Below are 12,529 nucleotides of genomic sequence, written 5' to 3'. Positions count from 1 at the left end.
GACGGAGGGCGCATGACTGACGCGGCTGCGGTGGCGACACGCATCCGCCGTGCGTATGAGGAATTCCTCTCCGGTGTCACGCCCCCGACGGACGCGGTCCGCTCCATCGTCCGTGACTCCTGGGCTCGCTCACTGAGCCGAGGCATCGATCCCAGCGACGGCAGTCCGGCCGACGGGTTGCCGACCGGCGAAGCAGTGTCGACGATGACCGCCGACGAGTTCGCCGAGTACCGCGCGACCCACCCGATCACCGCGGTCCGACCCCTGGTCCAGTCACTCATGGTCGACGCGATCGCCGACACCGGAGTCGTCGTCGCGCTGACCGACCAGGTCGGACGGCTGCTGTGGGTCGAGGGGGACTCCGCCGCGCGGGACAAGGCCGGCAACATCAACTTCGTCGAGGGCTCGGTCTGGAGCGAGGAAGCGGTCGGCACCAACGCGCCCGGTCTCGCCCTGGCCGTCGACCGCGGTGTCCAGATCGTCGGTCCCGAACACTTCGCCGGTCCGGTCCAGGAATGGAGTTGCGCCGCGGCGCCGGTGCACGATCCGTTCACCGGGCACGTCATCGGCGTGATCGACGTGACCGGCGGACGCGAGGTCGCGGCCCCGTTCGCGCTCGCGGCGGTCCGGTCGGTGGTCGCCGCGGTGGAGCGGGAACTGCAGTCGAGCGCCGTGGACCTCGCCGACCCGGCGACCTTCCACACGGGTGTCGCGCGGTCGAGCGCCGCCCACCTCACCGTCCTCGGGGACGGTCCGCATCGCTGGCGCCGCACCGCCGACGCGACCAGTGCACGCACCGTGTCGCCGCGGCACGCGGAGATCCTCGTTCTGCTGCAGGCCTTTCCGGAGGGACTCAACACCGAGCAGCTGGCCCTGAAGCTCGCCGAGGAGGGGCTCGATCCGGTGAGCGTGCGCGCCGAGATCTCCCGGCTACGACGCGATCTCGGCGCCGACGTCGTCGCGAGCCGGCCCTACCGCCTCACTCTCGACATCTCCTCCGACATCTCCGACATCCGGTCCCGCATCGAGAGCGGAACCGACCTGGCGTCGGTGGTCGACGACCTCGGCCGCGGTGGATTGCTGGTCGAGTCGACGGCGCCGGGCATCGCGGAGATCTTCGAGGAACTGCGTGAGGACCTCCGGTCACGCCTCATCGCCGGTGGCGACGTCGCCGCGCTGCGCAAGTGGACGTCGTCGGTCCACGGGCGCGACGACCTCGTTGCGTGGCGTCGCCTCGAACACCGTCTGCCGGTCGGGCACCCCGACCGCGCCGTCGTCGGCGGCCGCATCAGGTTGCTCGACAAGCGTTACGGGGTCTGAGGCTTCGACGGAGCTCAGCCGGTGGGGAGTCGCAGCCGGCAACAGGGCTGGTCAGGGCGCATTGCGAACGTTGCAACCCTCGTGCAACGAGCTCACACCTACTGTGTGGAACAGATCACATCGGACGTCCAGGGGTGTCCTACGTGACAGAGTCCAGCGCCCTCGAGAAGAGGCCGACACGCAAGGAGTGACCATGACCGTCTTCGCAAAGCCCGGTGCCGATGGCTCGGTGATGAGCTACGAGTCGCGCTACGACAACTGGATCGGCGGCCAGTGGACCCCGCCGGTGAAGGGCCAGTACTTCGAGAACCCGTCGCCGGTGGACGGCAAGACGTTCTGTGAGGTCGCCCGCTCGACCGCCGAGGACATCGACCTCGCCCTCGACGCCGCCCACAAGGCCGCCCCGGCGTGGGGCAAGACCCCCGTCGCCGAGCGCTCCCTCGCACTGCTCCGCATCGCCGACCGCATGGAGGAGAACCTCGAGAAGCTCGCGGTCGCCGAGACCTGGGACAACGGCAAGGCCGTCCGTGAGACGCTCGCCGCCGACATCCCGCTCGCTATCGATCACTTCCGCTACTTCGCCGGTGCGCTGCGCGCCCAGCAGGGCGGGATCTCGGAGATCGACGAAGACACCGTGGCGTACCACTTCCACGAGCCGCTCGGCGTCGTCGGCCAGATCATCCCGTGGAACTTCCCGATCCTCATGGCCGTCTGGAAGCTCGCCCCGGCTCTCGCCGCCGGCAACGCGGTGGTGCTCAAGCCCGCCGAGCAGACCCCGGCGTCGATCCTCTACCTGGTGAGCCTCATCAGCGACCTGCTGCCCGCCGGTGTTCTCAACGTGGTCAACGGATTCGGCGTCGAGGCCGGCAAGCCCCTCGCCTCGAGCAACCGCATCCGCAAGATCGCCTTCACCGGTGAGACCACCACCGGACGCCTGATCATGCAGTACGCGTCGGAGAACCTGATCCCGGTCACCCTCGAGCTCGGTGGCAAGAGCCCCAACATCTTCTTCAACGACGTCATGGCATCCGACGACGGCTTCCTCGACCGTGCGTTGGAAGGCTTCTCGATGTTCGCGCTCAACCAGGGCGAGGTGTGCACCTGCCCGAGCCGCGCGCTGATCCAGCAGGACATCTACGACGAGTTCATCGCCAAGGCCGTCGACCGCGTCTCGAAGATCAAGCAGGGCAACCCGCTCGACACCGACACCATGATGGGTGCACAGGCATCGAACGACCAGTTCGAGAAGATCTCGTCGTACCTGGCCATCGGTCGCGACGAGGGCGCCCAGGTGCTCACCGGCGGCGAGGTCGCGGATCTCGGTGGCGACCTGTCCGGCGGCTTCTACATCAAGCCGACGGTCTTCCAGGGCAACAACAAGATGCGCATCTTCCAGGAGGAGATCTTCGGCCCGGTCCTCGCGGTCACCACCTTCAAGGACTTCTCCGACGCCATGCACATCGCCAACGACACCCTGTACGGCCTCGGTGCCGGCGTGTGGAGCCGCGACGGTGCGACCGCCTACCGTGCGGGCCGCGAGATCCAGGCCGGTCGTGTGTGGACCAACACCTACCACGACTACCCGGCACACGCTGCCTTCGGCGGCTACAAGCAGTCCGGCATCGGTCGCGAGAACCACCTGATGATGCTCGAGCACTACCAGCAGACCAAGAACCTCCTGGTCGGCTACGCTCAGAACGCGAAGGGCTTCTTCTGAGCCACTCACCAACCCACAGAAGGTGATTGAGAATGACCACCGAACAGATTGCTCCTGATCGGGTGGTCGCCACAGACGCCGCCGTGCAGCTCCTGACCAAGTTGTCGGAGTTGCACGGCGGACTCATGATCCACCAGTCCGGTGGATGCTGTGACGGCTCGGCCCCGATGTGTTATCCGGTGGGGGAGTACCGGGTCGGCCAGCGCGACGTGCTGGTCGGCGAGATCGAACTCCCCGAACCCATTCCGGCAGTGCGGGTCTGGATCAACGGTGACCAGTTCGAGCTGTGGAAGCACACGCAGCTCATCCTCGACGTCGTGAAGGGGCGCGGTGCCGGGTTCAGTCTGGAAGCGCCCGAGGGCGTTCGATTCCTCTCGCGGGCGCGAGCTTTCACCGAGGAGGAGAACCAACTCCTCGCCGCGTCGCCACCCTTGACGGGCGCGACCGCCGGGCCCTGACCGGCCAGTCCACAGAATGCGTCGTGAGTATCGGAAACCGATACTCACGACGCATTCTCGGTTTCCCGGACAGACGTCGTCGAGCGCATACGATCAGAGCATGTCGATGCCCGGCGATGCCCCACCACCTCGACCCCGCGTGGCTGTCACCCCCATGCGGCCGGAGCGGATTACCGAACGCGCCGGCGCCGCCCGCTGGGTCGTCCTCGGGTGGATCGTCACCGTGGCGCTGACCGTGGTCACCGTGCTGCTGATCGTGGCGTCGCTCGACGACATCCGCGCGGTCCTGGCCGCCGATCTGATCCGCGAACATCCCGACAGCGGCACCGACGCCGGGCGCGCGGTCGACGTATCGCTGCTCATCGGCGCGGGTGTCGCCCTGGTCGTCGTGGTGCTCGGTGTGACGGGAGCCGTCCGACTCTGGAACGGCCGACGATCGGGGCGGACGCTCCTGACGGTCGGGGCGCTGGTCGCGACCGCCGGCGCGGTAGGTTTCCACCTCACCGTCGGACCGTCGTCGGCAGGGCTCGGCGACGCCGGGTTGCCCACCCCGGCGCTGTGGGCGCCGACGGCTGCGGCGGTGATCGCGCTGGTCGCCACCGGGGCCGCGTTCACCCGCGCGGTGAGTACATCCCTGCGCTGAAACCGCTTGTCCCGGTGTGCGACCCTGCCTCGTAGAGGCGCGCGACGATGCCCTCGGCGCTCCGGACGGCCACCTGACAGGCAGACGCGACGGCCGGTGTGATCAGCGGGTGGCCGGCGAGGGAGCGCCACGTGCGAGCGGCCTCGATCGCCGACGCACGAATCGTCGGTTCATCCGTCCCGGCGGGGACACCCAGACGTGTCGAGGGATCGATCCCCGAGCCGCCGATCAACCGGGTGAGGTCGGCGATCTGGTCCGCAGGAAGGTCGAGACCGCCGCCGCGGATGCTGGTGAGGAGTCGAAGTTCGCGGAATCCGTGCACGTCGGCGAGTTCGCGCCGGACCGACACCCGCAGCTGCGCCGCCTGCGTCGACGCGGACGCCGCCAGCAGGTGATCGAGAGTGACCAGTGCCGAATGGGATTTGAGTTCGTCTGCGCGCTGGGCGAACTGGGTGTCGATGATGGCACTCAACTCCGGCAGACCGCTGCGATCGAGGAGTTCCGCGGCCAGGTCGGCCGACGACGTCGCACCGAACCGGATGAGCGTGACCGCCAGCCGGATTCCGAAGACGCCGAAACGCTCGGCCAGCGAACGCCGGAGACCGGCGGGGATGCCGGGCAGGATGTCGGGCCGGGCGAAACGATCGACTGTCAGCAGCGCCGCCTCGAGCTCCGGTCCCGGCGTCGAGGCCAGCTGTGCCAGCGCACGGAACTCGACCTCGCGCAGCGTCCGGGCCGCCAAGGCGAGCAGCCCCGCGACGGGGACCACCGCCTGGCAGAGGCCCGTTCGCTCGAGTTCACCGGCGAAGCGGCCCGCGATCTGCTGCGCGGAGATCATCGCGTCCATCCGGCCGGCGCCCAGCTCGTCGGCGCGGGACACGACGCCGATCACCCCCAGCGGACCCGAGGAACCGCCGATCGCGGTGCCGATGCGTCGCAGCATGCCCGTGTCCGTGGCGGTGAGAGAGCGCAACAGGTAGACGACCGCGTCGACCCCCGACTGGCCCCGGTGCTCGCCGGCCCGGGGCGCGAGTAGGCGGATCGTGGAGTCGGACAGCTCCGTCGACAGCGACGCGGTGCCCGGTGTGTCCACGATCGTGGTGGATTGCAGTGCGCGGGCGGGCCATTCGACGTCGAGATGATCCACGCGATCGGCGGTGAGGCGTCCGAAGTCGAAGCCCAGGCGTCCGTCGACACGGGTCACCGGGATCGGTACGGCTCGACCGTCGTCGACGTGTGCGGTCACCGACGGCGACCGTCCGCTGCGGTACCAGGTCACGACCCGCGTGCACTCGGTGGCATCGGTCGGCGCGATGTCCTGTCCGACAAGCGCATTGAGCAGGGTCGACTTCCCGGCTTTCAACGATCCCGCCAGCGCGACCCGTACCGGTTGATACATCCGGTGCTCACAGAGATCGAGTTCGGCCTGGACATGAGGTTCGTCGGCCAGGGCGCCACGAGCGGCATCGAGAAGCGCACGCGCACGATCGATGCCGGCCATCAGTGGGCCTGTCCGGCAGCGTGGCGACCGACCTTCGGTTGGGCCGGTGCGGGGTGAGCGGGCGCGATCTGGTCAGGGTCGAAGTGGTCGGCGGCTTTGCGCAGCGCGGCGACCGCCGACAGCCGGGCCTCGAGCTCGGCGGCGCGACGGGTCCGTTCGGAATCGGTCGAGGTCGCCGCGGACTGCGCGGCACTGAGGGATTCGGAGATGGAGCGAGCGGTCTGCTCGGCGACCGAGCTGAAGTGGTCGCGCAGCACGCGCTGGATCACCCGCAACCGGTCCCGGGACTCCTTACCCACCTGGAAACTGACGTCGTCGGTGAACGCCCGCACCGCCACCTTCGCCTTGGCTCGGCGTTCGAGTACCTTCGCCTGTTTGTCGTCGCGGTAGGCCTTGGTGCCCAACAGGAGTCCCGCGCCCACCGACACCGGGTTGATCAGGGCCATGCCGACCATCGTCGAGATGAGCCCGAACATCAGCACGCCGCCGTACGACCCTCGCATACCGATCAGGAGTTTCTGTGTGACCCCGACCTTGCCGCTGTCGAGTTCGGCGAGTTCGGACACCGAGTCGAGCACACCGGTCAGATCGGCGACGTCGAAGTCGGGAAGGGAGCTCTGCCCGGCGGCCGCGAAATGATCGGCCACCCGTTCGGCCAGCCAGACTGACCGCTCGTGAGCCCAGACGAAGTTGTCGCCGATCACCGTTGCCGTCTGATCGGTGAGCCACTCGCAGAGTTGCTCCCAGTCGACGCCCGGATCGCCCTCGTCGATGGCGCGTTCGGCCTCGCGGGTGACCGCGCGGAGCCGGTCGCGGAGATCGTGGTCGATGTCGGCGGCGAGGTCGGCGACCCCGTCGGCCAGGGTCTGCTGCCACTGCGCCGATTGCCGTCGCATCGCCTCAGCGTCGGCCTTGGCCTCGTGGAGCGCCCGGACGGCTTTGTTCGCGGTGTCCGGATCGCGGAGTGCGGCCAGTTCGCTGCCCAGGGTGAGGGCGAGATGCTCGCTGACCACGCGGAGATCGGTGGCCACCGCTCCGCGGGTCGCCTGTTGGGCGGTCGCAACCACGTGATCGCGGAGGTATCGGTAGAGGTCGAGGAAACCGGCCTCGGCGTTGAGTTGTTCGTCGCCCAGGCGCAGCGCATGAGAACGCAGTACCGATGACACCGGCAACAAGGGGATGTCGATGCCGGCGGCCTGGAGGTGCGAGCGGTCGGCGTCGGCAACGGCCCGCCAGTGCGGGTACAGGTCGGTCTTCGTGAGCAGGCAGGCGACGGTCGGGCACAGCCCGATCACCTGCTGGAGGAAGGACATCTCCGGCGCGGTGAACTCCTGGCTGGCGTCCGACAGCACCAGTACTGCGTCGGCGGCGGCGACCATGCCCAAAGTGGCTGCGGCGTAGGGGTGTCCGTGGCCGCCGACGCCGGGGGTGTCGACGAGGACGAGCCCGTCCGCCAGCAGCGGGCCGGGCGCACCGATCTCCAGTCGCAGCACCTCACGGCCACCGGCGAGGGGCGAATCGGGGGTGACCGCACCGATCGCGTCCATCGGGACCGGGATGCGATTGTCGGCGGACGGACCGTCGACGACGAGGTGGGCCGTGGGCTGCAGAGCGTGCGAGATGACGGTCGGCACCGCGGTCGTCTCGTCGTCTCCCACCGAGCACACGTCGAGGTCCAGCAGAGCGTTGACGAAGTGGCTCTTGCCCTGTTTGAGCTGTCCCACCACGACAATTCGCAGGCGGGGGTCGGAGACGCGGGTCCGCGCGCCGTCGAGGCGGGTGACGAGGTCGGTTCGCCCGGCCTCGCGGGCCACCTCCGACATCGTGCTCAGCAGATCGCCGATCGTCGACGGTGTTGCCTGGGTGCCGGTCGCAGGGGCGCGCGCGACATCGCCCGTCCGTCTGGCGGGCGGGTTCTCGGCGGGGAAACTTGTCATGGTGTCCTCACGGTAGTTCTGAGTCGGCGCACGCGGTCGGCATTGGGGAGGTGTCCGGTGCGCACCGCGGAGACGAGGTCGGCCCCGGCACCGTCCGCGTCCAGTGAGGTACTGGCGTCGGGCGATGCCGGGGCGAAGCCGTCGGGTCCGGGGTCAGCCGGCGTCCGGTCCGGCGTCGACGTCTCCGGATGCGGTGGTACCGGCATCCGAGTCGGCTCCCAACCCGCCGGTGAGACCTCCGGTCAAACCACCCGTCAGCCCGCTGGTCAGCCCTCCGGTGAGGCCGCTCGTCGTGTCGACGACACCACCGACCGTCGAGTCGAGGGCGCCACCGAGTCCGGCGTCGGCGTGCGCGTCGCCGCCGAGGTCGACGCCGCCACCGGCTTCGCCACCGCCCGTGAGTCCGCCGGTCAGGCTGCCCGAGAGGTCGCCCGGAAGGTCGCCGCCCAGGTTCCCGACTGCGTCGGTCGTCGCGCCGAGGGTGCCCCCCAGCGTCGAGTCGACGGCAGCGGTCGCGTCGCCGCCGACAGTGGCAGCACCGCCGGAGACGGCGGTCGCCAGGTCGCCGGTGACATCCGCGGGGAGCGAACTGTCGAGGCCCAGGCCATCGCCGAGTCCGAGTCCACCGCCGAGTCCGAGATCGCCGCCGAGTCCGAGATCGCCACCGAGGGTCGAACCGAGCCCCGACTCCAGCGTCGTCCCGAGTCCGGCGAGTCCGCCGCCGAGTCCCGTCTCGAGGCCGCCGGTGACGTCACCGACGGCACCGCCTGTCAGTCCGCCGGCCAGGATCGGGCCGCCCACGCTGATGCCGTCCTCGGGCGAGATCACGAGACTCGGGTTGAGCACCGCGCCGAGTTCACCGGTCAGCGCCCCGTTGAGACCGCCCGTGGCCTGCAGTGTCGATTCCAGCGTGGTGACCAAGCCGTTGGTGGCCGCGAGGTCGACGTCGAGCGCATTGCTCAGCGTGCTGGTCAGCGCACCGCCCAGGTCCGCTCCGCCGGCCAGCCGTCCGACGAGGTCGCCACCGAGGTCGCCGGTCAGCGCGGTACCGAGGACGGCGCCGAGTGATGCGCCGAGGTCGGCTCCCACGTCACCGCCGGCCCCCAGGACCGTTCCCAGCGTGGCGGTGAGGTCGCCGGCCGTCTCGGTGACCAGGCCCAGATCGGCGCCCGCCCCGAGCGCGGCGTCCAGCGCCCCGCCGAGCTGGGTGATCAGGGCGCCGTCGACACCGAGCGCCCCACCGAGGTCACCTGCCAGTAGCTCGCCGACACCGAGACCGGCACCCGCAGCGGCGTCGAGGATGCCGTCGATACCCGCGGTCGCACCGAGCACACCGCCGAGCGCGGCCCCGAGCTCTGCAGCGAGATCGCCTCCGCCACCCAGTGCGGCACCCAACTGGGCGGCCAGGTCGGTGGCGAGGCCTGCGTCGAGGAGACCGGTCAGGTCGGTGCCGAGTACGCCGCCGAGTCCCAGAGCCCCGCCCAGCGCGGCCCCGAGATCGGCACCGGCAGCTGCTCCCAGGACGCCGCTGAGCACGGTGCTCAGCGCGGTGTCCAGACCGACGCCCGCCGACAGCAGCCCGCCGAGTGCGCCACCCAGCTCGCCGCCCAGACCGCCGACCACGTTCAGCCCGCCTTCGAGGGCGCCCCCGACGGAGCCCTCGAAGACGCTGCCGAGTCCCGCGCCCAGTCCCAGGCCGGTCTCGAGTCCTGCGCCGAGTCCGGCGGTCAGATCGGCCGCGAGGCCGCCGTCCAGCGCGGCGGCCAGGGTGCCGCCTAGTGCGGCGCCCAGGGCGCCCGCGGCATCGCCACCGGCTTCGAGGCCTGCGGTGAGCGCGCCGGCGACGGTCGCTCCCAGGTCGCCACCCGCGGCGAGGACCGCGTCGAGGTCGACCAGACCACCGGCGGCCAGCACCGATTCCAGGGTCGCCGCGAGACCCGCCTGGGCGCCCCCGCCCACTCCGAGAGCGGCGGTCAGCGCACCGCCGAGAACCGCGTTCGCACCCGCCGCACCGGTCAGCGCCAATCCGCCGGCCGCGGCAGCGGTGGAGGTCAGAGCAACGCCCAGAGCGGTGCCGACCGACGCGGCGGCCGAACCGCCCGCCGCCAGGGTCGAGCCGAGGGCGCCGGTCAGGGTCGCACCGAGCTCACCGGACAGGTCGGCGACGGCCTGCGCGTCGAGTAGTCCGGACAGCGTCGCGGACAGGTCACCGGCGGCGTCGAGCGTCGAGGTGAGGGCGGCGGTCAGGTCGGCCGACAGGTCGGCATCGAGGCCGAGCGCGCCGGAGAGGACCGCGGAGATGGCGCCGCCCGCACCGAGTCCGGCGGCGAGCGCGGTGGCGAGATCGGCGCCGAGCGCCCCGCCGGCACCGAGGGTGGCGCCGAGCAGTCCGCCGAGGGTCGCGCCGAACTCGCCCGCGAGTTCGCCGCCCGCACCGAGCGCCGACGACAACTGGGCGGCGAGTCCGCCTCCGAGTCCCAGGCCGGCGCCCGCGGCGAGGAGGGCGTCGAGCGATGCGCCGAGCTGACCGATCAGCGCACCTTCGGCGTCGATCGCGCCGGCCAGCGCACCGGCGATCACCGGGCCGGCGCCCGCACCGAGTTCGAGGCCGCCGGCGACCACGGTGTCGAGGGCGGCGCCCAGGGTGGCGCCGAACTGTGCGGCCACGGCACCTCCGGCGCCCAGCCCGGCGGACAGGGCCGCACCGAGGGCGACGGCCAGCTGGCCGGCCAGGTCCAGGTCACCGAAGGCGATACCGCCGAGGTCCAGGTCGGCGAGGGAAAGGCCGGACAGGTCGACGCCCCCGAGCCCGATACCGCCGAGGAGCCCGCCGAAGTCGAAGTCGCCCAGGCCGATTCCGCCGAGGTTCACGCCACCGAGGTTCACGCCTCCGAGGCCGATGCCGCCCCCGCCGAGGTTGATGTCTCCGAGGCCCAGCCCGCCGAGACCGAACCCGATCCCGCCCCCGGCGTTCGCCCCACCTCCGACGGCACCGCCGATCGACCCCCCGCCGGCACCGATGGCACCAACCAGGCCGCCACCGGCGGCGCCACCGGCAGCCAGGCCGGAGTCGGCGACGAGCGGAGCCGCGGCCGAGATGTGGGCGGGCGTGATCCCGGTGAGCCCGGCGCGGTCGATCGCCGCTTGGGGATCACCGCAGTAGCTGTTGAACGCGTCCTCGTCGCGGAGCAGACCGAGGATGAAGTCGAGTACCGCATTGGTCGGCATGGCGTCGTTCCTTGCGTCGGAGAGATCGCAGTTCGATCCCGTGTCGAGTTCGACGCTAGGCAGTGGCGCGCTCCGGGACATCGGGGCAAATCCCTAGTCCTGTCGGGGACCCGGTGAATAGGGGGCAGACCCCGGGGGTGGCGATGTCGGTAGGGGGCAGGGGAGTTTTCCCCTAATCGCGGCCGAAACGCTAACGGCCGGGTCATGGCCCGCGACACACTCAGTGAAGTGCAGCGCCGGCATCGGTCGCGGCACGCGCCATCAGACGAACATCCACGCTGCGCGAGCGGCAGGTGATCGCCATCGACCACCCCCGCGGGTGGGAACAGGAGTTGACCGACATGGGCATCACGATCGGTGTGAAGGTCGGGAGCGCGAACAGTGTCGCGGTCGTCGCCTCGGAACACTCGTGGGAGAACTCGCTCTCGGTCGGGACCGCCGGCCTGGTGGGTTCCGGCGACTTCCTCGACCGTGTCGGCGATCCGGTGCCGGTACTCGACGACCGCGGACAGAGCCGGCCCGCCGCGCAGATCCACGCAGAGGCGGTCGCCGCCCTGCTCACCCGACTCGAGCTCACCGACACCGTCGATCACCTGACCGTCGTGCATCCCGACACGTGGACGTCGCAAGCGGTCGACGAGGCCCACGCTGCCCTCCGCGCGCGGGACGACGTGCCGACGGGCGAGATCAGCTGGATACCGGAGTCCCGGGCGACGCTGGCAGCCGTCGAACACAGCGAGGGGGCCTTCGGTCAGGGCCTCGTGATCGGCTACGACCTCGGCGCGTCCGCGCTCACCGTCACCGTGCTCGCCACCGGCGATGAACCCCGTGTGGTGAGTCGGCCGCTGCGCCTCGACTCGGTCAGCGGGAACGAGTTCGACCGGCTCCTGCTGGCACACACGTTGCGGGTCACCGGTGTCGACGCCGAACTCGCCGATCCCGGCCGTGCCTCGTCGGTGCTCGACGATCTGACCCGGCTCCGCACCGACTGCCGCGGAGCCAAGGAAGCCCTGTCGGTCGACACCGACGCGGTCGTCGACGTCCGGGTGGGGGAGGTATCCACCGTCGCCCGACTCGTCCGCGACGACGTCGAGGACCTGGTCCGGGGACCGATCACGGAATCGGTGGCCTTGATCCGCGAAGCCATCGCGAGTGCGGGGGCCGACCAGCCGGGAGGACACCCGGTCCCCGTCACGGCGATCATCCTCGGCGGAGGGGGCGCGTCCATCCCGCTCGTCACCGAGATGCTGTCGGCAACCCTGCGCGTCCCGGTCCTCCTCGACCCCCAACCCGGATCGGCTTCCGCCGCCGGAGCAGCCCTGCTCGGCATGGCGGCGCTCGGCGCGCGTGACTCCGCCGCGACCGAGCCGACCGCCGAGATCCCGGGGCTGGTGCCCGCACCGTCGCCGGGGGAGCGTCCGCTGCGGGAAATCGAGCCCGCTCCCAGTACCCCGGTGACGACTCCGGCGCCTCGCCTGTCCCGGCGGCGGCGAGGAATCCTGATCACGGCAGGCGCCGCGGCGCTGGTGCTGGTCTCGGCCACCGGACTGTCGGTGGGGACGGGTCTGGTCGGATCCACCGGGGAGGCGACGCCGCCTCCCGCCGGTGCGGTGACGACGACGGTCGCCGCGACACCGGGCACACCCGGCCGGGCAGCCACCACCGTCGCCGGAGCCGACGCGGGAGGCCGCACCGCCGACGCCGCGACCGGAACGGGTACGCGGG

At 70.9% G+C, this 12,529-nt stretch carries 8 protein-coding genes; 5 read left to right on the top strand and 3 right to left on the bottom strand.

Annotation, left to right across the window (positions count from 1 at the left end; all coding sequences use genetic code 11):
• Window positions 1-12 precede the first annotated feature (12 nt).
• From GOALK_RS20585 to GOALK_RS20570, 4 genes are all read left to right on the top strand, one after another.
• Entirely contained in the window at window positions 13-1,320 is a 1,308-nt protein-coding gene (locus GOALK_RS20585; RefSeq protein WP_006360775.1) for a GAF domain-containing protein, read from the top strand.
• 193 nt (window positions 1,321-1,513) lie between these two features.
• A complete protein-coding gene (gene exaC, locus GOALK_RS20580; RefSeq protein ID WP_006360774.1) occupies window positions 1,514-3,037 on the top strand; it encodes an acetaldehyde dehydrogenase ExaC in 1,524 nt (507 codons plus the stop codon).
• Between the two features lie 32 nt (window positions 3,038-3,069).
• On the top strand, window positions 3,070-3,495 hold the full coding sequence (locus tag GOALK_RS20575; protein WP_006360773.1) for a DUF779 domain-containing protein: 426 nt from the start codon (window positions 3,070-3,072) through the stop codon (window positions 3,493-3,495).
• Window positions 3,496-3,595: 100 nt separating this feature from the next.
• Window positions 3,596-4,138: a hypothetical protein gene (locus tag GOALK_RS20570; protein ID WP_040004389.1), complete on the top strand. Its 543-nt coding sequence runs from the start codon at window positions 3,596-3,598 to the stop codon at window positions 4,136-4,138.
• Here the strand turns inward: GOALK_RS20570 and GOALK_RS20565 are convergent.
• The 3 genes from GOALK_RS20565 to GOALK_RS20550 all read right to left on the bottom strand — a co-directional run bounded on the left by GOALK_RS20565 (window position 4,107) and on the right by GOALK_RS20550 (window position 10,804).
• A complete protein-coding gene (locus GOALK_RS20565) occupies window positions 4,107-5,639 on the bottom strand; it encodes a dynamin family protein (RefSeq protein WP_006360771.1) in 1,533 nt (510 codons plus the stop codon). The two genes, GOALK_RS20570 and GOALK_RS20565, sit on opposite strands and share 32 nt — an antisense overlap.
• A complete protein-coding gene (locus GOALK_RS20560; RefSeq protein ID WP_006360770.1) occupies window positions 5,639-7,576 on the bottom strand; it encodes a dynamin family protein in 1,938 nt (645 codons plus the stop codon). The genes GOALK_RS20565 and GOALK_RS20560 overlap by 1 nt, the downstream gene beginning before the upstream one ends.
• A 153-nt stretch (window positions 7,577-7,729) precedes the next feature.
• Window positions 7,730-10,804, bottom strand: a complete 3,075-nt coding sequence (locus GOALK_RS20550) for an IniB N-terminal domain-containing protein (RefSeq protein ID WP_006360769.1) — start codon at window positions 10,802-10,804, stop codon at window positions 7,730-7,732.
• 341 nt (window positions 10,805-11,145) lie between these two features.
• Here GOALK_RS20550 and GOALK_RS20545 point away from each other — a divergent pair.
• On the top strand, window positions 11,146-12,529 hold a 1,384-nt coding region (locus tag GOALK_RS20545; protein WP_040004391.1), incomplete at its 3' end, for an Hsp70 family protein.

Origin of the sequence: Gordonia alkanivorans NBRC 16433 (assembly GCF_000225505.1) — a bacterium.
Lineage (GTDB): Bacteria > Actinomycetota > Actinomycetes > Mycobacteriales > Mycobacteriaceae > Gordonia > Gordonia alkanivorans.
Note: the sequence above shows the minus strand (reverse complement) of the source record. Positions and strands in the feature narration are given on the sequence as shown.

Excerpts from the sequence above, each read along its gene's own strand:
- GOALK_RS20570 (WP_040004389.1), top strand. The coding sequence starts at position 3,596 with ATGTCGATGCCCGGCGATGCCCCACCACCTCGACCCCGCGTGGCTGTC.
- GOALK_RS20575 (WP_006360773.1), top strand. The coding sequence starts at position 3,070 with ATGACCACCGAACAGATTGCTCCTGATCGGGTGGTCGCCACAGACGCC.
- GOALK_RS20550 (WP_006360769.1), bottom strand. The coding sequence starts at position 10,804 with ATGCCGACCAATGCGGTACTCGACTTCATCCTCGGTCTGCTCCGCGAC.
- GOALK_RS20585 (WP_006360775.1), top strand. The coding sequence starts at position 13 with ATGACTGACGCGGCTGCGGTGGCGACACGCATCCGCCGTGCGTATGAG.
- exaC (WP_006360774.1), top strand. The coding sequence starts at position 1,514 with ATGACCGTCTTCGCAAAGCCCGGTGCCGATGGCTCGGTGATGAGCTAC.
- GOALK_RS20565 (WP_006360771.1), bottom strand. The coding sequence starts at position 5,639 with ATGGCCGGCATCGATCGTGCGCGTGCGCTTCTCGATGCCGCTCGTGGC.
- GOALK_RS20560 (WP_006360770.1), bottom strand. The coding sequence starts at position 7,576 with ATGACAAGTTTCCCCGCCGAGAACCCGCCCGCCAGACGGACGGGCGAT.